26 protein-coding genes are annotated in these 22,216 nt (G+C 69.5%); 16 read left to right on the plus strand and 10 right to left on the minus strand.

What is annotated here, in order from left to right:
* The first annotated feature begins 248 nt into the window (after nucleotides 1-248).
* The 4 genes from I7X12_RS20280 to I7X12_RS20295 all read left to right on the plus strand — a co-directional run bounded on the left by I7X12_RS20280 (nucleotide 249) and on the right by I7X12_RS20295 (nucleotide 2,471).
* Complete coding sequence (locus tag I7X12_RS20280) at nucleotides 249-644, plus strand: cupin domain-containing protein (protein WP_198061812.1); 396 nt, start codon at nucleotides 249-251, stop codon at nucleotides 642-644.
* 117 nt (nucleotides 645-761) lie between these two features.
* A complete protein-coding gene (locus tag I7X12_RS20285) occupies nucleotides 762-1,607 on the plus strand; it encodes a helix-turn-helix transcriptional regulator (protein ID WP_198061813.1) in 846 nt (281 codons plus the stop codon).
* Nucleotides 1,608-1,763: 156 nt separating this feature from the next.
* Nucleotides 1,764-2,138 carry a hypothetical protein gene (locus tag I7X12_RS20290; protein ID WP_198061814.1) on the plus strand — a complete coding sequence of 125 codons (375 nt, stop codon included), beginning with the start codon at nucleotides 1,764-1,766 and terminating at the stop codon, nucleotides 2,136-2,138.
* A gap of 3 nt (nucleotides 2,139-2,141) precedes the next feature.
* Nucleotides 2,142-2,471 (plus strand): hypothetical protein, encoded by a 330-nt coding sequence (locus tag I7X12_RS20295; RefSeq protein WP_198061815.1) that lies wholly within the window; start codon nucleotides 2,142-2,144, stop codon nucleotides 2,469-2,471.
* A gap of 101 nt (nucleotides 2,472-2,572) precedes the next feature.
* Here the strand turns inward: I7X12_RS20295 and I7X12_RS20300 are convergent, their stop codons facing one another.
* Both I7X12_RS20300 and I7X12_RS20305 read right to left on the minus strand, forming a co-directional pair.
* A complete protein-coding gene (locus tag I7X12_RS20300; RefSeq protein ID WP_232342940.1) occupies nucleotides 2,573-3,046 on the minus strand; it encodes a DUF3368 domain-containing protein in 474 nt (157 codons plus the stop codon).
* Nucleotides 3,047-3,053: 7 nt separating this feature from the next.
* Nucleotides 3,054-3,299: a UPF0175 family protein gene (locus I7X12_RS20305; protein ID WP_198061817.1), complete on the minus strand. Its 246-nt coding sequence runs from the start codon at nucleotides 3,297-3,299 to the stop codon at nucleotides 3,054-3,056.
* 517 nt (nucleotides 3,300-3,816) lie between these two features.
* Between I7X12_RS20305 and I7X12_RS20310 the strand changes: the two genes are divergently transcribed.
* The gene (locus I7X12_RS20310) at nucleotides 3,817-5,430 is read left to right on the plus strand and encodes a GMC family oxidoreductase (protein ID WP_198061818.1); all 1,614 of its coding nucleotides are present in this window, start codon (nucleotides 3,817-3,819) and stop codon (nucleotides 5,428-5,430) included.
* A gap of 11 nt (nucleotides 5,431-5,441) precedes the next feature.
* On the opposite strand, the gene I7X12_RS20315 is transcribed toward I7X12_RS20310, so the two are convergent.
* The gene (locus I7X12_RS20315; RefSeq protein WP_198061819.1) at nucleotides 5,442-5,900 is read right to left on the minus strand and encodes a CopD family protein; all 459 of its coding nucleotides are present in this window, start codon (nucleotides 5,898-5,900) and stop codon (nucleotides 5,442-5,444) included.
* A 148-nt stretch (nucleotides 5,901-6,048) separates the two neighbouring features.
* On the opposite strand from I7X12_RS20315, the gene hisC reads away from it, so the two are divergent.
* The 9 genes from hisC (at nucleotide 6,049) to I7X12_RS20360 (ending at nucleotide 14,212) form a co-directional block, all read left to right on the plus strand.
* Nucleotides 6,049-7,131 (plus strand): histidinol-phosphate transaminase, encoded by a 1,083-nt coding sequence (hisC, locus tag I7X12_RS20320; protein ID WP_198061820.1) that lies wholly within the window; start codon nucleotides 6,049-6,051, stop codon nucleotides 7,129-7,131.
* Nucleotides 7,131-7,637 carry an adenylate kinase family protein gene (locus tag I7X12_RS20325; RefSeq protein ID WP_198061821.1) on the plus strand — a complete coding sequence of 169 codons (507 nt, stop codon included), beginning with the start codon at nucleotides 7,131-7,133 and terminating at the stop codon, nucleotides 7,635-7,637. The genes hisC and I7X12_RS20325 overlap by 1 nt, the downstream gene beginning before the upstream one ends.
* Before the next feature lie 13 nt (nucleotides 7,638-7,650).
* Nucleotides 7,651-8,259 carry a CDP-alcohol phosphatidyltransferase family protein gene (locus I7X12_RS20330; RefSeq protein ID WP_198061822.1) on the plus strand — a complete coding sequence of 203 codons (609 nt, stop codon included), beginning with the start codon at nucleotides 7,651-7,653 and terminating at the stop codon, nucleotides 8,257-8,259.
* A 192-nt stretch (nucleotides 8,260-8,451) separates the two neighbouring features.
* On the plus strand, nucleotides 8,452-8,799 hold the full coding sequence (locus tag I7X12_RS20335) for a hypothetical protein (protein WP_198061823.1): 348 nt from the start codon (nucleotides 8,452-8,454) through the stop codon (nucleotides 8,797-8,799).
* 146 nt (nucleotides 8,800-8,945) lie between these two features.
* Complete coding sequence (locus tag I7X12_RS20340; protein WP_198061824.1) at nucleotides 8,946-9,143, plus strand: hypothetical protein; 198 nt, start codon at nucleotides 8,946-8,948, stop codon at nucleotides 9,141-9,143.
* A gap of 707 nt (nucleotides 9,144-9,850) precedes the next feature.
* Nucleotides 9,851-10,570 carry a hypothetical protein gene (locus tag I7X12_RS20345; RefSeq protein ID WP_198063949.1) on the plus strand — a complete coding sequence of 240 codons (720 nt, stop codon included), beginning with the start codon at nucleotides 9,851-9,853 and terminating at the stop codon, nucleotides 10,568-10,570.
* 115 nt (nucleotides 10,571-10,685) lie between these two features.
* On the plus strand, nucleotides 10,686-12,047 hold the full coding sequence (locus tag I7X12_RS20350) for a DNA polymerase Y family protein (protein ID WP_198061825.1): 1,362 nt from the start codon (nucleotides 10,686-10,688) through the stop codon (nucleotides 12,045-12,047).
* 51 nt (nucleotides 12,048-12,098) lie between these two features.
* Nucleotides 12,099-12,818, plus strand: a complete 720-nt coding sequence (locus I7X12_RS20355; RefSeq protein ID WP_198061826.1) for a fumarylacetoacetate hydrolase family protein — start codon at nucleotides 12,099-12,101, stop codon at nucleotides 12,816-12,818.
* 80 nt (nucleotides 12,819-12,898) lie between these two features.
* Nucleotides 12,899-14,212, plus strand: coding sequence for an MFS transporter (locus tag I7X12_RS20360; protein WP_198061827.1), 1,314 nt, complete (start codon nucleotides 12,899-12,901; stop codon nucleotides 14,210-14,212).
* A gap of 36 nt (nucleotides 14,213-14,248) precedes the next feature.
* Here the strand turns inward: I7X12_RS20360 and I7X12_RS20365 are convergent, their stop codons facing one another.
* Complete coding sequence (locus I7X12_RS20365) at nucleotides 14,249-15,025, minus strand: CAP domain-containing protein (RefSeq protein ID WP_198061828.1); 777 nt, start codon at nucleotides 15,023-15,025, stop codon at nucleotides 14,249-14,251.
* 61 nt (nucleotides 15,026-15,086) lie between these two features.
* Nucleotides 15,087-15,434, minus strand: coding sequence for a hypothetical protein (locus tag I7X12_RS20370; RefSeq protein ID WP_198063938.1), 348 nt, complete (start codon nucleotides 15,432-15,434; stop codon nucleotides 15,087-15,089).
* Between the two features lie 178 nt (nucleotides 15,435-15,612).
* Here I7X12_RS20370 and I7X12_RS20375 point away from each other — a divergent pair, with 178 nt between their 5' ends.
* Nucleotides 15,613-17,712, plus strand: coding sequence for a helicase HerA domain-containing protein (locus I7X12_RS20375; RefSeq protein ID WP_198061829.1), 2,100 nt, complete (start codon nucleotides 15,613-15,615; stop codon nucleotides 17,710-17,712).
* Between the two features lie 42 nt (nucleotides 17,713-17,754).
* Here the strand turns inward: I7X12_RS20375 and I7X12_RS20380 are convergent, their stop codons facing one another.
* The 5 genes from I7X12_RS20380 to tpiA all read right to left on the minus strand — a co-directional run bounded on the left by I7X12_RS20380 (nucleotide 17,755) and on the right by tpiA (nucleotide 21,449).
* Nucleotides 17,755-18,312 carry a sugar O-acetyltransferase gene (locus I7X12_RS20380; RefSeq protein WP_198061830.1) on the minus strand — a complete coding sequence of 186 codons (558 nt, stop codon included), beginning with the start codon at nucleotides 18,310-18,312 and terminating at the stop codon, nucleotides 17,755-17,757.
* Between the two features lie 96 nt (nucleotides 18,313-18,408).
* Entirely contained in the window at nucleotides 18,409-19,668 is a 1,260-nt protein-coding gene (locus tag I7X12_RS20385) for an MFS transporter (RefSeq protein ID WP_232342942.1), read from the minus strand.
* A gap of 93 nt (nucleotides 19,669-19,761) precedes the next feature.
* A complete protein-coding gene (locus I7X12_RS20390; RefSeq protein WP_232342944.1) occupies nucleotides 19,762-20,142 on the minus strand; it encodes a hypothetical protein in 381 nt (126 codons plus the stop codon).
* 63 nt (nucleotides 20,143-20,205) lie between these two features.
* Nucleotides 20,206-20,562, minus strand: coding sequence for a thioredoxin (gene trxA, locus I7X12_RS20395; protein WP_198061831.1), 357 nt, complete (start codon nucleotides 20,560-20,562; stop codon nucleotides 20,206-20,208).
* Nucleotides 20,563-20,801: 239 nt separating this feature from the next.
* A complete protein-coding gene (gene tpiA / locus I7X12_RS20400; RefSeq protein ID WP_198061832.1) occupies nucleotides 20,802-21,449 on the minus strand; it encodes a triose-phosphate isomerase in 648 nt (215 codons plus the stop codon).
* Nucleotides 21,450-21,619: 170 nt separating this feature from the next.
* On the opposite strand from tpiA, the gene I7X12_RS20405 reads away from it, so the two are divergent.
* Nucleotides 21,620-22,180 (plus strand): response regulator, encoded by a 561-nt coding sequence (locus I7X12_RS20405; protein WP_198061833.1) that lies wholly within the window; start codon nucleotides 21,620-21,622, stop codon nucleotides 22,178-22,180.
* Nucleotides 22,181-22,216: the final 36 nt, after the last annotated feature.

The following is a 22,216-nucleotide window of genomic DNA, read 5'->3' on the forward strand; positions in this document are numbered from 1 at the left end:
TTAACGGTGGATCACTCGCGACGGCGCGGTGGCATCTCCGATGGACATCGTGTCGCGACCCTGACTCGATTTTCAGTCCGTGAATATGTGCAGCGGGTAACTACACTTCTCCCCCGCCCGACGATACTAGTGCTAAGAGGGGACCGATGGGATCGGTCGTTCGGCCGGCGGGAGACCGCCCGGGATGGATCTCGACGCCGGGTCGAGACGCGGGCCGTCGGTCCGCCGCTTGGCGACGGGAGAACGAGATGAAACGAGACAAACAGGCCGTACCGGTCAGAGTCGACACGCCCGACGCCGTCGCTCGCCAGCAGACGGGGTTCGGTGACGCGAGCGAGTACGGGGAACTCGGCGGGGAGTACTTCACGTTCGCTTCCGGGACGGACCTCACGCCGCTCCTGGAAGGACTGGAAGACGACCGCTGTCAGTGCCCGCACTGGGGCTACGTTCTGGAGGGGTCGCTCACCGCGAGTTACTCGGACGGGCGCGAAGAGGAGACGGGGACCGGCGACCTCTTCTACTGGCCGCCGGGCCACACGATCCGGGCGAACGACGACTCCGAGATCGTCATGTTCAGTCCACAGGACGAACACACCGCGGTCATCGAACACGTCCTAGCGAAGGTCGAGGGGAGCGAACGATAGCACGGTCCGCCGCGACGTCACCCGATCGGGGACTCGCTCACCGGCGAAATCGGGTCCCCTCGGGCGGGATTTGCGGCTCGGACGAAGCGATTTATACCCCGGTTGCCACTAGTTAGCATGGATTCCGCGATTCAGGCCATCGAGTTTCTGGCGCGGTCGGAGCACCGCGTCGCGGCACTGGAGGCCCTCTCCGAGGAGCCCCGGGACCGCCGCGATCTCCGCGACGCGACGGGGGCGTCGGATCCCACTATCGGGCGCGTCATCAGGGATCTCGAGGACCGGTCGTGGCTCGCGCGCGAGGGAGCGCGCTACGAGCTCACGCCCCTGGGAGCGTACGTGACCGACCGGTTCTTCGAACTGCGCGAGGGTATGAGAACGGGCGAGCGGCTCCGGGAGGTCTGGCGGTGGCTTCCCCGGGAGATGGAGGGGTTCGCGGTGGAGCACTACGAAGACGCCGTCGTCGCGTATCCCGGCCCGAACTATCCGTACGCTCCCGTCGAGCGGGTCACCCATCTGCTCGAATCGACCGCGTCCATCCGGGGGCTCGGGACGACGCTGTACAAGTCGGGGAACCTCGACGTGTTCTGCCGACGCGTGATCGAGGGGATGGAGACGGAGTACGTCTACTCGCCGCCGGTCCTCCGGGCGATCGTGGACTGGAACCCCGAGCTGACGGCGCGAGCGTTGGGGTGCGATAACTGCACCGTGTTCCTGCACGACGCCCTCCCGGACGACTCCCGCTGCGGGCTCAACGTCATGGACGACTGTATCGGCATCTGCGGCCACGATCCCGAGACCGCCCAGCTCGAAGCCGTGATCGACACGCGGTCGCCCGAGGCACGCGAGTGGGCGGAGGACGTCTACGCGCGGTGTCGGTCGGAGGCGCGACAGTTCGACGTGGGGGAACTGGCGCCCGATGCATCGCGTTCACCGGAGGGACGGCTCCGCGTCGAGCCACGGTAGCCCCCGGCCCGCGCACGGGACCCTCGGTTGCGGAGAGACACGGCTGTTCGAACGGCAGCGATGTGCGCCCGGAACCTACCGGGCGAGGATCTACTAGTGAATCCACACCTGAAGTACGGCAGTACGTTCATTACGTACGCACACTAATTCCGCAGTATGCCCGTGAGCATCGACGAGTTCGAATCGGGTGACCTTCCAGAGGGGCCGAGTGTGCCCGAGCAGGTGATCACGTACCTCCACACGCGCCGGGACGCGGCGTTCACCCGGTCGGAGATAGCTACTGCCATCGACGAGGATCCGAACACGGTCGGCACCGCGCTCACGCGATTGAAAGCGCGTGACCTCGTCCGTCATCGAGGGCAGTACTGGGCGATCACGGAGGACGAACAGCGGATCACCGCAGCGTACGATCTACACGACGTGAGCGAACGACTCGACGAAGCCGACGGCGGAATCGAGTCGGAACACTGGGACGCTGTCGCACCCGACCAGCCGCATCCGAGCGAACGGGATTCGAGCGGCGACGAGTAATCGATGGAGCCGGAACGCGGCGATGTCGTCAGGAGTACCGACCCGTTCAAACTCGGTACTGATCGCCAGCGACCGTGGCTCGTCGTGAACAACGGTTCCCACCCGTTTGCCGGCGAACAACACGTCGCGGTCGCTATCTCGACGAAGGAATGCGACGACTCGATTCGTCTCGGGGAGGATGTCTGGGAAACGGGCGGTGTTCCACGAGCGTCGTTCGTCTCGCCGTGGGCAGTTCACTCGCCCCGGAGCGAAGACCTCGTCGCGTGGCAGGGCCGAGCTACTGACGAGTTCGTTGATCGCGTCGTCGACTCACTGGAGACGTATCTGCGGTAGTTTCGAAGTGTACGCCCGGAACACTACCGGGCGAATTTCTACTAGTAGGCTCGGTGGGAGTGGAATCGTGCCCCTCAGTCGCTCGTCGACGGACAGAACCCCTATTCGTCCACTTCCGAGAGAACGCGCGAATAGAGACCGTCGGAAATCCAGAATCCAGCCTCGCGGAGGGCATCGAGTTCCATCTCCAGATCTACGTCACCGGTTTTCGCCCCACGGAGTAAGATGCCGATGACGCCGGTAACCTCCAAGTCGTGTCTGCGGGCGACGCGCCGCCCATCTCGTTCGTCGAGTAGAACAAGTTCGGCCCCGTGTTCGACCCCGTAGCAAATTGCCGCCGTCTCCCCGAGGTCGAGTTCGTGGGAGACTTCGACGAACAGGTCCGAACGCTCCACCTCGACGATGCGCAGGAAATCGTCATCTCGTAGCTCTCGGAGCGCTTCCAGCCCCGCCTCTCCCTCGGTGAGTTCGTTCCAGACCCGGCGCGGGACGGTAATGTCGGAGAACTGTGTTCGGAGAAGGTCGAGCCGTTCGATGAGTGCGAGATTCAGGAGTGGCGATGTGTCGGAGACCACCGCCGCGCTATTCGGCATAGTCGAGGTCTTCTTCGAGTTCCCGGTCGCCGTAGTGGCGGGGAATCTCTCGCTCCCCGAGGAGTTCTTGGAACTCCGCTTTCGACATCTCCGCCAGAGTCCGGGCCTTCCCGAAGGAGAGTACGTCACGGGCGTACAGCGAGACCGCTAACTCCCGCTTCATCGCGGGCGAGCGCTCCCCCTCTGGGAGCTGTAACGCCTCGTAGACGTCGTCGTCGATCTCTATTGTCGCCATGCTCGGGCTACGTGGAGGCGATTCTTGAGTGTTTGGCCGGGGCTTCCCGAGCGGGCGACATGTGAAGCGAGCGCTCGAAGCAGTCGAAATGTGCGCCCGGAACACTAACGACCGACATCATCCCTGGCGGCGTGCCGGGTCAGCCGGGAAACCCTCGTGCCGGGCGAGTGGCGCGGTAGCGCCACTAATTGCCGAAGCGGCGTGAGCCGCTGAGGCGGGAAGTGCCGTCAGGCACCTCCGATTGCCGAGACGGCGTGAGCCGTCGAGGCGGGTGCCGAGGCGACCGCGACCCCTCGGCTGGCCGGCGCTTGCGGCGCCACTCGGTGTCGCGTGCCCGGGTTCGCCGCGCTGTCATCGCACCCGTCCGGGTACGCTCGGGCGGGGACTAAAGGCACGCAGTCGGGCGTAGACGACCGGGACGATTAAACACTCCGCACCGCCGCGACCGATCGACCGGCGTCCGCGCGCCGCCTCGCCATGGCAAGCCCTAAGTTTAGGTTTGCCTAATCCACGTCCGATGAGCGCGAGCGGAGGCGACGGCGCCGACCGGACGCCGAGCGAGCGGGTCGACGTGTGCGTCGTGGGCGCGGGACCGGCGGGCGCGCTCGCGGCGTACCGACTGGCCGAACGCGGCCACGAGGTGGTCGTCCTCGAAGCGGGGCCGCGGTTCGACGCGGCGGACCGCCGGGAGCGGATGGAGCGGGCGATCCGGCCGGCACACGGTTCGCTGTCGGTCTGGGAGATGGGCGGCGAGCGCGACGCCCACAGTTCGAGTGGCGAGCTGTTCTACCCGCTGAACGCGATGCGGGTGAAGGGCGTCGGCGGGTCGACGCTGCACTGGCAGGGGATGGTGATGCGGCTGCACGAGTCCGACTTCGAGCGGCGGAGCCGCGACGGCGTCGCCGCCGACTGGCCGATCGCCTACGAGGACCTGCGGCCGTACTACGCCGCCGCCGAGTCGGCCATCGGCGTCGCCGGCGCGTCGGACAACCCCTTCGCGCCGCCACGTGAGGAGCCCCATCCGCTGCCGGCGTTTCCACCCTCCTACAGCGACTCGCTGTTCGCCGAGGCCTGCGAGGAGCTGGGGATCGCGACCCACTCGGTCCCCAACGCCCGAAATTCCGAGACCTACGACGGCCGCGGCCAGTGCGTCGGCTACGGCACCTGCCAGCCGGTCTGTCCCTCCGGCGCGAAGTACAGCGCCGACCACACGGTCGGGGCGGCCGAGGACGCCGGCGCCCGCGTCCTCGATCGGGTCCCCGTCCAGCGCCTGGAAACCGACCGGAGCGGCGAGCGCGTCACTGCTGCGGTCTACGCCGCACCAGACGGGACCGAACACCGTCAGGAAGCGCGGCAGTTCGTCCTCGCCGCGGGCGGGGTGGAGATCCCGCGCTTGCTCCTGCTCTCGAAGTCCGACGCCCATCCCGACGGGCTCGCCAATTCGAGCGGGCTCGTCGGCCGGTACTTCATGGAGCACCTGTTCGCCGGGACCGGCGGGACCCTCGACCAACGCACCCGGCAGAACCACGTCGGGTTCAATACGACGGAGACCCACCAGTACTACGACAACGACTTCGACGGTGTGGGGCCGATCAAACTGGAGTTCCTCAACTACGCCGGCCCCTCGCCGGTCGAGCAAGCGCTCGGTGCCGACCAGTGGGGCGACGACCTGCTCGACTCGCTGCGGGCGAGCTACGGGACTCACGTCGCGATGGGCGGGCTGGTGGGGCAGCTCCCGCGGAAGTCGAACCGAGTCACGCTCGACCCGTCGACGACCGACGACCACGGCAATCCCGTGCCCGACGTCCAGTGGTCGCTGGACGACCGGACGCGGCGGTCGCTCGCGAAGGCCAACGAGATCCAGGGTCGGGTAATGGACGAACTCGGCGTCGACGTGGGATGGACGGTCGGGCCGGAGAACACCGGTCCGGCGGCCCATCACATGGGGACGACGCGGATGGGAACCGACCCCGAGTCCAGCGTCGTGAACCCGCGGTTGCGGACCCACGACGTGGGGAACCTCTCGGTGGCGTCGTCGTCGGTGTTCGTCACCAGCGGCGCCATGAACCCGACGCTCACCATCGCGGCGCTGGCGCTGAAAGCGGCGGACCACGTGGACGAGGATCTGTGAGAAGCGGGTAGTCAGAGGAGGGTCGGCGAGGCGAGCAGACCGCCGACGACCAGGAGGCCGGCAGCGACGACCGACGCCGCGAGGAGGAACGGACGAGCGTCGCGGGCTGGCTGGCGGACCTTTTTCTGGTCGAAACCGTCGGCGAGCTTGCTCGACCCGATCTCGACCAACGCGGCCAGACCGAGCCACAGCGCGACCATCGTGAGGACGAGATGGCCTCGCGGCGACCCCGTGAGCGACTCGACCGTGTACAGCGTGCCCGCCATGTGACCGCCGGAGGCGAGCAGGACGAGCGCGCTCGCTCGCGAGACCCACCGCAGTCGCTCGACGACGCTGCGGAGCGGTTCGGCGTTGGCGGTGCCGTCCTGTGCGAGGGGGAGAATAGCGAAGGTGACGAAGACGACGCTGCCCGTCCAGACCCCGCCGAAGACGAGGTGCAGGACGTACATCGCCGTATCTATCGCTGACATGCGTGACCGGGAGGCCGCGACTCACTTGAACGTACCCACTTCCGGCGGTTCGAGGGCGGCGGTCGGACCCCGCCGAACGGAGGCCGGTGGGCGGCGTGGATTCACGCCGTGTGAGCACGCTTAAGACGCGGCCGGCGTTCGTTCCGGTATGGAACCACGGGACCTCTCCGATCACACCGTCTACCGCGCCGGGAGGGGCATCGAGGAGGTCGCCCGCGACCTCGGGCTCGACCCCGACGACCTCGTCAAGCTCTCCTCCAACGAGAACCCCTTCGGCGCCAGCCCGGAGGCCGTCGAGGCCGTCCGCGAGCACGCCGACCGCGTCTCCAGCTACCCCAAGTCCGCCCACACCGACCTCACCGAGAAGGTCGCCGACCGCCACGGGCTGGCCCCCGAGCAGATCTGGCTCACTCCCAGCGGTGACACCGCGCTGGACAACCTCGCCCGGGCGTTCATCGAACCCGGGGATCGGGTCCTCGTCCCGACGCCGGGCTTCGCCTACTACCCCATGTCGGCTCGCTACCACCACGGCGAGGTCGACGAGTACCGCCTGGAGAAGGCCGAGGACTTCGCCCAGACCCCCGGGACCGTCCTCGACGCTTACGACGGCCACCGGATCGTCTACGTCACCAGCCCGCACAACCCGACGGGCTCGGAGATGCACCTCGACGATCTGCGGACCGTCGCCGAAGAGACCGACGAAGAGACGCTGGTCGTCTACGACGAGGCCTACATCGAGTTCACCGACTCGCCCTCGGCCGTCGACCTCGTCGAGGAGCGCGAGGACGTGGCGCTGATCCGCACGTTCTCGAAGGCCTACGGCCTCGCTGGGATGCGCCTGGGCTACGCCGTCGCGCCCGAGGAGTGGGCCGACGCCTACGCCCGCGTGACCACCCCCTTCGGCGTGACCGAACTGACCTGCCGCGCGGGGCTGGCCGCCCTCGACGACGACGACCACGTCGAGCGGACCGTCGAGGGCGCCAGGTGGGCCCGCGAGTACATGCACGAACACCTCGACGCCGAGACCTGGGAGAGCGGTGGCAACTTCGTCCTCGTCGAGGTGGGCGACGCGAGCGCGGTCGCCGACGCCGCCCAGCGCGAGGGCGTCATCGTCCGCGACTGCACCAGTTTCGGTCTCCCCGAGTGCATCCGGATCACCTGCGGCACCGAGACCGAGACCCGCCGGGCCGTCGAGACCATCAACGAGGTCCTCGCGGAGGGCTCCGCCTGATGCGCGTCGCCGTCACCGGCACGCCCGGGACGGGCAAGACGACCGCGGTCGACCGTCTCGACACCGATCTGGCGGTCCTCCACCTCAACGACGTGATCCACGAGGAGGAGTTCGTCGTGGAGCACGACGAGGAGCGCGACTCGGCGGTCGCGGATATCGACGCGGTCGCCGACCACCTCGACGGTCGCGACGACGTGCTCTTCGAGTCGCATCTGGCCCACCACTTCGACGCGGACCGCGTGGTCGTCCTCCGGACCCACCCGGAGGAGCTGGAGCGGCGGCTCACCGACCGCGGCGAACCGGAAGCGAAGGCCGAGGAGAACGCCGAGTCGGAGGCGCTGGACGTGATCCTCTCGGAGGCGGTCGAGCGCCACGGTGAGGACAGCGTCTACGAGATCGACGCGACGGAGAGCGACCCAGAGGACGTCGCGGCGGCGGTCGAGGCGGTCGTCGCGGGCGAGCGCGAGCCCCAGGCCGGTACAGTTTCGTTCCTCGACTATCTATGACTGGCCCGAGCAGATGACACTGGACCGGTTCCGCCCCGCGGTGAAAGGCGCCGTCGCGCCGTCGGTGACGCTGGCCAAGCGCGTCGGCCTGACGCCCAACGGGGTGAGCGTGCTCGCCCTCGCGCTGGCGCTGCTCGGCGCCGCGGCCTTCGCCGTCGCGCCGCGTCGCGACCCGCTGCTGTATCTCGGCGGCGCGGTCGCGGTGGCGCTCAACGGCTGGCTCGACCTGGTCGACGGCGAACTCGCCCGGGAGACCGGCACCGGCAGCGACGCGGGCGACCTGCTCGACCACGTCCTCGACCGCTACGCCGACATCGCGATGATCTCCGGGCTCGCCGCCGGTCTCGACGCCTACGCCCTGGGGCTGGCCGCCGTCACCGGCGTCCTGATGACCTCCTACCTCGGGACCCAGGCCCAGGCGGTCGGCCTCGACCGCGTCTACGGCGGGCTCGTCGGCCGCGCCGACCGCCTGGCGCTGGTCGTCGCCGTCGGCGCGGTCGCCGCGTTCGTCACACAACCGTTCTCGGGGCTGAGGGTCGTCGGCTGGCTGCTCGTCTTCTTCGCCGTCGTCGGCCACTTCACGGCGCTTCAGCGGTTCTACTACGCGATGAAGGCGCTGTAGCGGGGCGACTGGATCCACTATCGGCGTTCCAGCGACTGACGGATACGTACCGCTTCGAGGTCGACTACTTTCACGGCCGAAAAACCACTTTCACCCGCGGGACGGCGCGGCGATCGGCCCCGAGATTCGGCGTCCACTTTCACTCCGGAGGTGCGGCTAACGGCTTTTGTACCGGGGTCGCTGGTCGGAGGTATGACGGCGAGCGAGTACGCGGACGACGGCGCGGCAGGTGACGGCGCGGCGGGCGACCGCCGGCGGATGCCGGCGCCAGGATCGGACGAGAAGGACGCGCCGTGGCACCGGCGACGGTGGACGACCATCGTGCTGGAGGAGTACGGCGGCGGCTGGCGGGCGACCCAGACGGGCGTCGCCGCGGAGGGACACGGCGAGACCGCGGCCGACGCCGCCGCGGCGTACTGCCGGCGGATCGCCCAGACGGGCGACCGGCGGTCGGGTGGTGGGGACGACGGAAGCGAGGGGCACGACACCGCGGGTGCGGGAGCACCGGCGTCGAACGCGCGGGGAGGGCGCGATGGGTGACGCGGCGCGGCCGGGCTCGCGGGTGGTCTATCGGTGTCGCGCCTGCGGATTCGAGTTCGCCGTCGGAGCGGTCGGAGCGGTCCCGTGCCCGCGGTGTGGCTGCATCGGCGACCACGACCGGACGGGGACGCACACGGGGGCAACGGATGGTGGCCCCTGAGGACCTGGCCGACCTGCTGGCGGACCCCTACCGGGTCGCCTGTCCGAACGGCCACACGGCGCTGAAACCCGCCACGACGACGCCAAGCGCCTACTGTCGGACCTGTCACGAGTCGTATCACGCGAACGAGCTGGTCGACAGACGGGTCGACTCCTGCAAACCGTACCGCAACGGGAACGGTTAAGTATGTGTGGCAATAACATGCAGTTGGAGCCATACGGGGCTCCCGACGTGAATCAGCGTCGTGAACTCCCGGAACATTGGCACCGTGCACGAACAAGCGGGCGACTCGCGACGGGTCCTGGCCACCCCGTCGCACCTCGAGGCTTTTATCGGCGTAACTCGGTGAGAGCAACTAGTTCTGCGTCGCTACGGAGTGATTTCGGTTACCAGATGAAAGGTCGCGAGTCCGAGAACACTACCTCGACGGCGAACGCAAACAGCGTGAAAGCCCCCGTCCGCTCCGGTCGAGGGCCTCGCTGCGCGCTCCACTCGCTCCGCTCGTTGCAGTGCTTATTCCGAGAGAGCAAGCTCTCTCGACGTTCGCCTCACCACGTTCGGCTCACCGTCGGCCGTCTTCCCGGAGCGGACGGCCCCTTTTATACCTACCCGCACAGACTGACCGGCCAGCCGACACGGGCGGGAATGAAAGGGGCGACTCGCTCGACGACGGCGGACGAAGCAAGCACCGCAGGCCGAAGGCCGAGGAGCACAGCGAGGCCCCCCAAGTCGAGCGAGTCGGGGCTTTCACGCTGTTCGCGGGCAGAAGTCAGCCGGCAGCCGGGGCCGACAGATCGCGACCCACCGGACTGTTCGTGACGACCGTGATCGGTCGAACGCTTCGAACGTCTCGGCCAGTAACTCTATTGGGAAGGACGGAAACGAGAGTGTGTGAACGGACGCTGGGGCGGTCGCGGAATCTCGGAGAACGTCGTCCTGCTGGCGATGGGACTGGCGGCACTGTTGCTGGCGATGTCGCTGGTCGCGTCGCTCTCGGGCGGGCCGACCGACCCCGACCGGCCGCGGGCGAGTTTCGTCTTCGAGCCCGACGGGACGGACGTGGTCGTCACCCACTTCGGCGGCGACCGCATCAACGGCTCACAGCTCGCCGTCAGGTCGGCGGCGCGCGGGCGGCTCGGGACCTTCGCCGACACCGACGGCGGCGCCTGCGCGACGCCGGTCGAGAACGTCACCCGCGGCAGCGAGTGCCGGGTCCCCGACGCGGTCTACGAGCAGCTCTACGTCGTCTGGAACGGCCCCGGGGACGACCGGCTCGTCCTCGACGGCCGTCCCGCGGACCCGACGCCCTCGCCGACCCCGACTGCGACGCCGACACCCACCGCGACCCCGACGGCCACTCCCACCCCGACGCCGACCCCCACACCGACCTCGACACCGGACGCGGTGACGCCCGGGACGCCGGGCAACGGGACGGCTGGGCCGAACGGGACCGCCAGCCCGGGACCGAACGGCACGGTCGCACCCGAGGGCACAGCCGCGCAGAACGGGACGAGCGAGCCGGTCGGGACGGATACGCCCTCCGGAACGCCGACCGGCGCGGCGACGCCGTCTGGTCCCGAGTCGCGGACGCTCGCTCGTGCGGACGGATGACCGACGCCGCCGGCGAGGGGTTCTTGTCTCCCGGCGCCGGAGAGAAGGCAGAAGCGATGAGCGCGAGCGAGCGCCGAGCCGTGGGGCGACGACCGGTGCCTGCGGGAGGGCACCGATGAGCGGCGATCTGGGGAGCCTCGGCGCCGACGCGACGCCCGACCAGATACTCTGTCACGTCGACATGGACTGCTTCTACGCGGCGTGTGAGCGCCTGCGCGAACCCGCGCTGGAGGGCCAGCCGCTCGTCGTCGGGATGGGCTACGAGTCGGCGGAGACCCACGGCGCGGTCGCCACCGCCAGCTACGAGGCCCGCGCGTTCGGCGTCGAGAGCGCGATGGCCATCTCCGAGGCGCTCGAACGGCTCCCGCGGAAGGTCGAGGCCGCGCGGGACCCGGATCTCGACGTCGAGGAGGCGGGGTTCTACCGCCCGGTCGATCTCGAGTACTACGACGACGTCGCCGCGGACGTGAAGGCGGTTCTCCACGACGCGGCAGAGGTGGTTCGGGAGGTCAGCATCGACGAGGCGTATCTCGACGTGACCGACCGCGTCGTCTGGGGCGGCGACGACGTGAGCGACGACGACGTGGGCGACGGCGACCCGCACCCGGTCGAAACCTTCGCCCGCAGTCTCAAAGAGCGCATCGAGGCGGAGGCCGGGGTCGTCGCGAGCGTGGGCGTCGCGCCGACGATGAGCGCGGCGAAGATCGCCAGCGACTACGACAAACCGGACGGCCTCGTCGTCGTCGAACCGGGCGAGGTCCGTGACTTCCTCGCGCCGCTGGACGTGGCCGAGATCCACAACGTCGGGCCGGTCACCGCCCGGCAGTTGCGCGAGATGGGTATCGAGACTGCGGGCGACCTGGCCGCCGCCGACCCCGAAGACGTCCGGGAAGCGTTCGGCGAGCGCGGGCTGGCCGTCCGGCGCTACGCCCGCGGCGAGGACCCACGCGAGGTGACCCCCGTCGGCGAACCCAAGAGCCTCTCCCGGGAGTCGGCGTTCACCGAGCCGACCGACGACGGCGAGCGCAAGCGCGAGAAGGTCCGCGCGCTGGCCGCGGACGTGGCCGAGCGCGCCCAGCGCGAAGGCGCTCTCTACCGGACGATCGGGATCAAGGTCGTCACGCCGCCCTACGACGTGAACACGCGCGCCGAGTCGCTCCCGGGACCGGTCGACGACCCGGACCTGCTGGAGTCGACGGCACTGGATCTCCTGGCGGAGTTCGCGGAGGAGCAGGTCCGCAAACTGGGCGTTCGCGTCTCGAAGCTCGACTTCGCCGAGAGCGACCAGGCCAGCCTCGCCGGGTTCGAGGGGCGATCGTCCGGGACGAGCGACGGCGAGACGACGGACAGGGCGACGACCGACGGCGAGCGAGGCGCGTCCGCCGAGGACGAGGCGGACGGGGACGAGGCGGGGGAGGAGACGGGGCGGGCCGAACCGGACCCAGAGGGCCAGCGCTCGCTGTGGGAGTACGAGTAAGTCGGGCGGAGATACTGGGGATTGTTATCCGAGAGCGTCCAACGGCGAGCCATGCGACTGGCACGACTGCAGACTCCCGAGGGGGTCGTCGAGGGCCGCTACGAGGACGGGACCGTCGTCACCGACCACGGCGAGTACGTCGTCGGCCGCGACGGCGAGTTGACCTACCCCTGTTCCCCGTCGGCGCTGTACTGCGTCGGACGCAACTACGCCGAGACGCTCGACCAGATGGACTACGAGCGCCCCGAGGAACCGGACTTCTTCATCAAGCCCCCCGCCGCTCTCGTCGGTCCCGAGGACCCGATCCGGTACCCCGAGTGGACCGACGAGCTCACCTACGCCGGCGAACTCGTCGCCGTGATCGACGAACGCTGTCGCGACGTGGCGCCCGAGGACGTCCCCGAAGTGGTCCGCGGGTACACCGTGATGAACGACGTGGACGCGCTCGACCAGCAGGGTCGAACCGCGCGGAAAGCGTTCGACACGTCGGCGCCGCTGGGACCGTGGATCGAGACGGACGTCGATCCGACGGCGCTGGACATCGAGACCACCGTCGGCGGCGAGCAGCGCCAGGACGCCACCACCGAGCTGATGCTGTTCGACCCCTACGAGGTCGTCTCCTATCTCTCCCGGCGGTTCACCTTCCGACCCGGCGACTGCGTCGCGTTCGGCAGCCCGGCGAATCCGGGGACGGTCGAACCCGGCGAGACCGTCGAGATAACCTACCGGGGCGTCGGGACGCTGCGGAACGAGGTCGTCGGGAGCGAGTGACCGACACCGGCGTCTATCGGGGATGGTGCGAGGTTCCGCGACCGTCGGGGTAAAGACACTCCACGGGGTAGGGGCGTCCAGTGAACGGGAACGACAGGGCGATCACGGGGATCGCGTCGCTGGCCCACGGGGCGGTCCACACCTACGAGATGACGGTCCCGCTGTTCGTCGTCGTCTGGCTCGTCGAGTTCGACGCCATCCCGCTCGGCGTCGCGAGCGTCGACGTGACGACGGCGAGCGTCGGCGTGGTCGTCACGCTCGGTTACGGCCTGTTCGGCCTCGGCGCGCTCCCCGGGGGTATCCTCGTCGACCGGGTCGGCTCGCGGCGGCTCATCAGCGCCTGTCTGCTCGGGATGGGGCTGTCGTACGTCCTGCTCGGACTCGCGCCGAACATGCTCGTCGTCGCCGCGGCGCTGGTGCTGTGGGGCCTCTCAGCCAGCGTCTACCACCCCGCCGGCCTCTCGCTCATCAGCAAGGGCGTCGAGGAGCGCGGGACGGGGCTTGCCTACCACGGCATCGCAGGCAACCTCGGCATCGGGCTCGGGCCGCTGGCGGCCGCAGTCATGCTGCTGTTCGTCGAGTGGCGCACGGTCGCGCTCGCCCTCGGCGCGCCGGCCGTCCTCGCAGCCGTCTACGCCGCTCGCGCGGACTTCGACGAGACCGCCGCGGTGACCGAGAGCGCGGCTACCGACGGCGGCGACTCGAAGGCGTCCAGCGGCGTCGACGATCTCGACGAGTTTCTCACCGAGTCGCGGCGGCTGCTGGTCGGCGGGTTCGCGCTCGTGTTCGTCGTCGTGATGTGTTCCGGGCTGTACTACCGCGGCGTCCTGACTTTCCTACCGGAGCTGCTGCGGAGCCTCCCCGGGTTCGAACCGGTCCCGGTCGACACGCTCCTGCCCGAGTCGATTCGGTCGACACTGGGCGTCGAGTCGGGGAGCGGCCAGACCCTGAAACCGCAGGACTACTTCTACTCCGGCCTGCTGCTGGTCGGCGTCGTCGGCCAGTACACCGGCGGGAAGCTCACCGACCGCATCCCTGTCGAGTACGGGCTGGCCGGGTCGTTCGGTGTGCTCGCGATCCTTGCGGTGCTGTTCGTCCCCGTCTCGCGGGCCGGTATCGGTCCGCTGGTGGTCCTCGGCGCGCTGCTCGGCGCGTTCCTGTTCGTCGTCCAGCCGATGTACCAGGCGACCGTCGCCGAGTACACGCCGTCGGGGACGCGCGGGCTCTCCTACGGGTTCACCTACCTCGGCGTGTTCGGCGTCGGCGCGCTCGGCGGCACCGTCGCCGGCGCCATCCTCGCCGTCGCGAACGCGACCGCCCTCTTCCTCACGCTCGCCGGCATCGCCGCCGTCGGCTCGGTCGTCGGGCTCGTTCTGGCCCGCCGGGCCGACTGAGCCCGTCGGCGCCTCACCGACGGGACCGAACGCCGCTCAACAGAAGTTCTGCGTGGCGATCACCTGCGTCTGTCCACCCTCAGGGTCGAGGACGACGCCGATCCCCTCGCGAGACCAGTAGGGCCGCAGGAGGTTCTCCCGGTGGCCCGGGGAGTTCATCCACCCTTCGACGATGCCGCGGGCGATCCGCGTCTCGTTGCCGTCGTAGCTGACGACGCCGCCCTCGGTCTGTACCGGCGTGTAGGCGTACGTGTACGCGAGGTTCTCGCCGCCGGTCACGTACCGGCGGCCGCCGGTGTCGACCCGGCAGTCGTAGCCGAAGCGGTCGTAGCGGTCGAGCAGGGTCTGCCCGTCGGGCGCCGTGTGGGCGAAAAAGTCCTCGTCGGCCATTCGCCGGCTGTAGTACGTGGCGATTTCGGCCAGTTCCTCGTCGGAGGCCAGCGGTTCGAGACCGCGACCGCGGCGGATCTCGTTGACTCGATCGTGGATCACCCGCTCGATCCGTGTCGTGTTTATTTCGGCGGCGGTTCGGGCGTCGGCGACCGTGGTCGGCCCGTCGTCGGTCACCGCGACCGGGTCGGAGCCGCCGACGACCGTCGCCGACGGGTCCGCGGGTCGGTCTTCCATCGTAGGGCCGGCCCCGTTCGGCACGTCGGACGCGGGACCCGGCCCACCGGGCTCGAGGAACCCCAGCCCGACCGCGGTCGCGACGACGAGGGCCAGAACGACGAGGAGCACGCCGACGGCGCTCCGACTGGCGAGCGCGAGATATCCGGGGGTCCGGAGGGCGTCGCGACGCCGGCGGTGGGCCATCGTGCGGGTCTAGCCGGCGCGCGCGGAAAGCCTCGTCGCCGGTGCGCCGCGCCTCCAGCGCTCAGTCGACGCCGTTCTCCAGGTTCTCCAGCAGCTTGCCGACGAACAGGCCCATCCGCGGGGACAGTTCGTCGTGTTCGAGAGTCTCGGTGGGGTGGGCGGCCATCGTCTCGACGAAGCGCTCGCCGAAGGTCATGGTGTGCATCATGTCGACCACGTCGACGGTCAGGCCGGCGTCGGAGGTGTCCATCTCGGGGTGGCGCTCGCGCTCGGTGTGGGAGTAGCTGATCGTCCACGAGGGGCCACCCACCGCGTCGAGCACCGCGTCGAGCGGCCCGATCTCCAGCGGTCCGTCGGGCGCGCCGACGTAGACCGTTCCCTCCTCGACGTGGGTCTCGTAGCGCGTCACTGTCCCGTCCACTCCATCGGTCGCGACCACTCTACGTCCGATTCGGGCTCCGTTGGTAAATGTATTGACCATCGCAGTGCTGTCGTCGACGGCGGGGAGGCTCCCGAGCGGCGGAGTTTCGGGCGTCAGACCTCCGTCTGACGGGGGCTTATGGCTCGGCCGCGGGTGTCGATCGGTAATGGCAGAGACAGAGTCGATCACCGTCGCGGACGTGAGCGACGGGCCCTGTGGGAGCGGCGAGCCGGGCCGGGCCGTCGACCTGCCGGTCGTCGAGCTGTTGACCGGCCGCGGGTTCGTCACCGGCAAGTCCGGTTCGGGGAAGTCCAACACGGCCAGCGTCGTCGTCGAGAAGCTGCTCGACAACGGCTTCGGCATGCTCATCGTCGACATCGACGGCGAGTACTACGGCCTCAAGGAGGAGTACGAGATCCTCCACGCCGGCGCCGACGACGAGTGCGACATCCAGATCACCGTCGAGCACGCCGAGAAGATCGCCACGCTCGCGCTGGAGCAGAACGTCCCCATCATCCTCGACGTCTCCTCCTTTCTCGACGAGGAGGAGGCCGCCGACCTCCTCACCGAGGTCTCCAAGCGCCTGTTCGCGAAGGCCAAGAAGCTCAAACAGCCGTTCCTGATGCTCGTCGAGGAGGTCCACGAGTGGATCCCCCAGAAGGGCAGCGTCGGCGAGTGCGGCAAGATGCTCATCAAGATCTCCAAGCGCGGCCGCAAGCACGGCCTGGGTATCGTCGGCATCAGCCAGCGGCCCGCCGACGTGAAGAAGGACTTCATCACCCAGTGCGACTGGCTCGTCTGGCATCGGCTCACCTGGAACAACGACACCAAGGTCGTCAAGCGGGTGCTCGACGGCGACTACGCCTCCGCCGTCGAGGACCTAGACGACGGCGAGGCGTTCATGATGAACGACTGGGCCGAGGAGATCCAGCGGGTGCAGTTCCGCCGCAAGCAGACCTTCGACGCCGGCGCCACGCCCGGACTCGACGACTTCGAACGGCCCGACCTCAAATCGGTCAGCGACGATCTGGTCTCCGAGCTCGCGGAGATCAGCGAGGAGAAAGAACAGACCGAGGACCGCATCGCCGAGTTGCGCGAGCAGCTGGACGAGAAGAACTCGCGGATCGCGGAACTCGAAACCGAGCTGCAGGACGCGCGGGACATGCAACGGATGGCCGACCAGTTCACGCAGGCGCTGGTCGACCACGTCAAGGGGTCGAACCCCGGCCGTACCGAGCAGGCGCGGATGCGCGACCGCCGCGCCGCGGCGAACGGTGATCAGTCGTCGTTCGACGACGCCGCCGAGTGGGTCGAGGGCGGCGAGGCGGTCCCGGAGGGCGGCGATCCGCCCCTGCCCGACGAGACCGCCCGCGAGGACGACGGCTACGACGATTCCACGATGACCTGGCCGGGCGACGAGGCCGCCCGCGCCGAGGCCTGGGAGGGCGGCCCCGACGCCCACGGCGAACCCGTCGACGGCGCGGCCGACGAGGCGACCCTGGAAGACGCGACCGCCGACGCCGCCGCGAGCGACGACGGGATGTCGTTCGGCGGGATGGCCGGCGCGTTCGGTGACGACGCCGCGTCCGCGGAGGACGCCGCCACCGACGGTGGGACGGCGCCGCGGATCGGCGAGGGACTCGACGGGGGCGACGACGCGTCGATGACCCGCGGGTTCGACGGCGTCGAGGCCGACCCGCTGGGCGACCGCGCGACCGACGCCTTCGAAGCGGGCACGTCGACGGCCGTCGACGACGAGGCGGTCGAGGACGCCGCCGCGTTCGCCCGCGACATCGCCGACGACCTGGCCGACCTGGCGCCCGAGACCCGACAGATGCTGCGGTACTACCGCGACCACGGGCCCGGAACGCCGATGGACGCGCTGTTCGCCGCGGGCGGGGCCGACGACCGCACCGACGCCTACGCCCGCAATCGACGGCTACGCGTCCACGGTCTCGTCGAGCACGTCGGCCGCGGTCGCTACGACTACCGCGTCCCCGCGCTCCTGGCCGAGCGCACCGACTGCGAGTCGGTCGACTCGTTCGTCCGGCAGGCCGAGCGCGCGCTCGACGGCGACGACCTCGAGGCCCCGCCGACCGACGACGAGGGCGCCGAAGCGTCGGCTGCCGAGGACGCCACCGCGAACGAAGACACCGGCGACGGTCCCGACGACCTGCCGGCCGACGACTCCGACACTCCCGACGACGACCCAGTCGACGACCTGTCGGTCGCGGCCGACAACGACGAAGTCGAGCTTCTCGACTGACGGGCCGACGGCTCGGTCCGCGCTCGTTCTCTCGGACCGCTGCTATTCGATCTCGCTGACGACCTCGGCTGGGTTCCCCTGGACGACGACGCCCGGTGGCACGTCGTCGGTAACGACGGCGCCGGACCCGATCACCGCGCCGTCGCCGACGGTCACGCCCGGATTGATCACCGCCTGGCCACCGATCCACACGTCGTCGCCGATCGAGACCGGTCGTCCGGATTCGAGGCCGCTCGCTCGTTCCTCGGGGTCGAGCGGGTGGGTCGCCGTGTAGACGTGGACGCCGGGCCCGAGGAGACAGTTCTCGCCGAACTCGACGGGACAGACGTCGAGGACGACGCAGTCGAAGTTGGCGTAGAAACGGTCGCCGACGCTGATCTGGTCGCCGTAGTCACACCGGAAGGGCGGCTCGACGTGGATCTCGCCGTCGACGCCGCCGAATAGGTCCCCCAGCAGCGACCGCCGCCGGTCGGTCGCCCCCGGTGCCGTGTCGTTGAACTCGGCGACGAGTTCGCGGGCTCGCCGCCGGGCCGCGACCAGGTCCGGGTCGCTCGGGTCGTATGGCTCGCCGCGCAGCATCTTCTCGCGCTCGGTGTCCATACCGGCGCCGAGTCGTTCCCGCTACAACTGAGTTGCGCTGCCCGGGCGACGAATCGGTCCGGGGCACGGGTCCAACCGCCGCGGGATCCCGCCGGTTCACACCTCGGGCAGCCGAACGCCCGCGGCGACCATCGCGAGCGCACCGACGGCCAGCAGGGCGAGCCCCGGAAAGAACGAGCCAGTCAGGTCCCGTAGACTGCCGACGAGGAACGGGCCGAAGAAGCCGCCGAGTTCGCCGACGGCGAAGACGAGACTCACCGCGGTCGCGGTGAGGCCGGGACCGATCTCCTCGATCTCGGTCGGGATGGCCCGGACGAGCGGGGAGACACCGCCGACGCCGGTCCCGACGACGACCGCCGCGGCGCTCGCCGCGAGGACGCTGCCGCCGAGGGCGAGGCCGACGAGGCCGACCAGCGCCGCGACGCCGCAGGCGACGACCGCCCCGCGGCGCCGTTCCAGACGATCGGAGAGCGGCGGGACCACCACCGTCCCGGCCGCCTGGCCGACGACGAACAGGGTGGCGACGGTCGCGGCCCGCGCGGTCGTAGCGCCGCGCGCGCCGGCCAGCGTCGGGAGCCATCCCTGGAGGCTGTGCGTCAGGAGGAGGTAGACGGTACCGACGACGACGAGGAGCCGCATCACGCGGTGGGAGAACACCTGGGCTACGTCCGCCCGGAGCGACCCGAGCGAGAACTCCGAGTCGGCGTCGCCGCCGTAGGGCGTTCCGTGGCGGCGGGCGTGCCAGGCCGCGACCGGGACCCAGACGACGAGGAAGGCCAGCGCCGCGGCGCCGAGGACGCGGAAGGTCGGGCGCCAGCCGCCGAGTTCGGGCCCCAGAATCGCTCGACCGACGCTGTAGGCCGCCGCCGTCCCCGCGTAGGAGCCGAGGATGTACACCGTCGACATCGTCCCCAGGAGTCGCGAGGGGAAGACGCTCGCGACGAGCTTCGGGAGGCCGAACGTGATCCCGGTCGCGCCGACGGCGAACAGGACGGTGGTCGCGAGCATCCCGGCGAACCCGGTCGTCGCCGAGCGAAGCAGTTGTGCGACGCCGAAGATCGCGACCGCGAGCGCGATGCCGCGGCGCGCGCCGATCCGGTCGAGTGCGAGGCCGGAAAGCAGCGAGAGCGGCACGTACGTGAGCGGGACCGCACCGACGAGCGCGCCGGACTGGGCGTCCGAGAGCCCGATCCCCCGGCCGATGGGTTCGAGAAACGCCGCCAGCGCGAACCAGTTGGCCATGAGCAGGAGGTAGCTCACACCACCGAGGACGACCAGCGCGTAGGAACTCGGCGCAACGGTGTCGCGGTCCCCGGCGGCGCTCGCCACCGTGAGACCTCCCTCGTCGTCGGTCATGCCCGCCCTAGCGAGGAACCGATCAAATATCCTCCGACAACGGACGAGCGGGCCGGTTTTGCGCTTGCCGCCGGAGCGATCGTCGCGCCGTGGTCAGACCGTCGCGCCGGCGACCTCGCCGTCGACGACGGCCTTGCGCGGGACCACCTCGATGTGTGTCTCGGCGCCCATCGCGGTGCCGCCCTCGACGGCCTCGACGCGGAGAACCACGTCCTCGGGGCTGGCACAGCCGCAGTTGACGAACTCCTCCCACTCCTCGCCGACTGCGACCGGCCCGGCGTGAGCCCAGCGGAGGTACCGTCGGTATGAGCGCTCGGCCATCTTCTCGACGACCCAGGCGCTGTCGGCGACCCACCACCCGTCGTCGCCGTCCGCGTCGACGTCGGGCGACCGGAACGAGACGACGATCCGGTCGGCGGGGTCGGCCACCGTCGAGGGATCGGTGGTGTTCACCGCGCGGTCGGTTCCGGTCATCGATACGCCCCTCTCATCTGTTCGTCTCCCGACTGTCGTCCGTGACCCTCTCGTCGGTCGTCGTCACTCGGTGTAGCCCTCGATCAGCTCGCGCAGTTGCGGCTCGGGCTGGGCGCCGACCACCTGTTCGACCTGCTCACCGTCGGCGAACAGCACCAGCGTCGGGACGCCGCGGACGCCGTAGCTCGACGCGAGCTGCTGGTTCGTGTCGACGTCGATCTTCGCGACCGTGGCCCCGGTCGTCTCGGCGATCTTCTCGACGACGGGTTCGAGCGCCTTGCACGGACCGCACCAGTCCGCGTAGAAGTCCGCGAGGACGACCTCGCCAGTCTCGACGAGGTCGTCCAGGTCGGATTCGCCCTCGATCGCGACCGGTGCGTCCGTCGACTCACTCGAATCGTTCGCTGTCTCGGTTGCCATCGTCGTATCGTAAGACCGCCACCGGTTTATAGTTTTGGGAATTTAACGCAATACTGTATCGTGGTCGTCGTCCGGATCGGCCCCAGTAGAGGCTGTCGGTACCGAGTGCCCGGACGCACGACGAGCGGCGGAGTAGAATTGTCTCTGACGTGCGAAACTGTGGTGTCGTCTCGGGTCGGCCGGCTGTCGAACGGGAGTAGGTGTCGTCGCCGGGCGGGAGAGACCTTCGGGCGTGCGAGTCAGGCGAGCGGTTCGACGAGGTCTTCGAGCGCCGCGCGCGGGTCGTCTGCCTTGGCGACGCCGCTGGCGAGCAGAACCCCGGTGGCGCCCAGGTCGGCGGCGGCGTCGAGGTCGTCGCCGGTCGAGATGCCGGCGCCGCAGAACACGTCGACAGACTCGTCGACCGCCGCGGCCGCGTCGACGGCGTCGGTGACGATATCGGGGTCGGCCTTGCTGACCGGTGTACCCGTCCCGATGAGTTCCGGCGGTTCGACGGCGACCGCGTCGGGGCCGAGCGCCGCCGCGGCACCGACCTGGTCGGGGTTGTTCGCACAGACCACCGTCTCCAGGTCCGCCCGTTCGGCGGCGTCCAGACTGGCGTCGATGTCGGCGAGCTTCCGGCGGGCTTCGGAGTGGTTGATCAGCGTCCCCGCGGCGCCGGCGTCGGCGACCGCTTCGGCGAGTGTGCTGCCGGTGTGGCTACCGTGTTCGACGGGGCTGACGTGCTGGGCCCACGTCTCGACGCCCGTCTCCGCGACCGCCGGGAGGTGGGCGGCCTGGGGCGCGACGGCGACGCGGACGCCGGTCTCGTCGCTCACGTCGGCCGCTGCCTCGGCGATCTCGACGGGGTCACACGGGTAGGCTTTCAGGTTGACCAGAACGAACATACCCCAGTGGCGAACCGCGACGGTCAAATAGGTTGCGAGTGCGGCGACAGTGAACCCGCATCCGCCGACGACTGGCCGCCAACCGTGCGCCCGCGGTTGCTGTCAGCCACTGAATCGGTTCGCGCGGATGGGTGAGAGTTAAGACGGTCGTCTCACTACATCAGTTCGTTGTGACACAGGGGACCGCCGAGCGCGAGACGGTGCTGGTCGTCGAGGACGAGGACCACCTCGCCGAGCTGTACACGGAGTACCTCCAGAGCGACTACGAGGTGCGCACCGCCTACGGCGGCCTCGAGGCCATGGAGATGCTCGCCTCGGACCTGGACGTGGTCCTGCTCGACCGGCGGATGCCGATCGTCTCCGGCAACGAAGTCCTCGCGGAGATCGAGGAGCGCGGGCTGCAGTGTCGGGTCGCCATGGTCACCGCCGTCGACCCGGACTTCGACATCATCGACATGGGCTGTGACGACTACGTCGTCAAGCCCGTGACCAGAGACCGTCTCACGGAGGTCGTCGACCGCCTGCTGAAGCTCTCGGCGTACACCGACCGCAAGCGCGAGCTCACCTCGAAGAAGCTCAAACGGAACGTCCTGCAGGTCGAGAAGACCGAATCCGAGCTCGCCGACAGCGACACCTTCCAGCGCCTCCAGCGGGAGATCGACGAGATGGAGGACACCATCCAGGGGATCGCCGACGACCTGGGCGACGACTACGTCGCGGAAAATCGGTGAGCGGCCGCGTCGGAGTCCGCCGAACCGGTCCCGACC

The organism is Halosimplex litoreum (assembly GCF_016065055.1).
GTDB lineage: Archaea > Halobacteriota > Halobacteria > Halobacteriales > Haloarculaceae > Halosimplex > Halosimplex litoreum.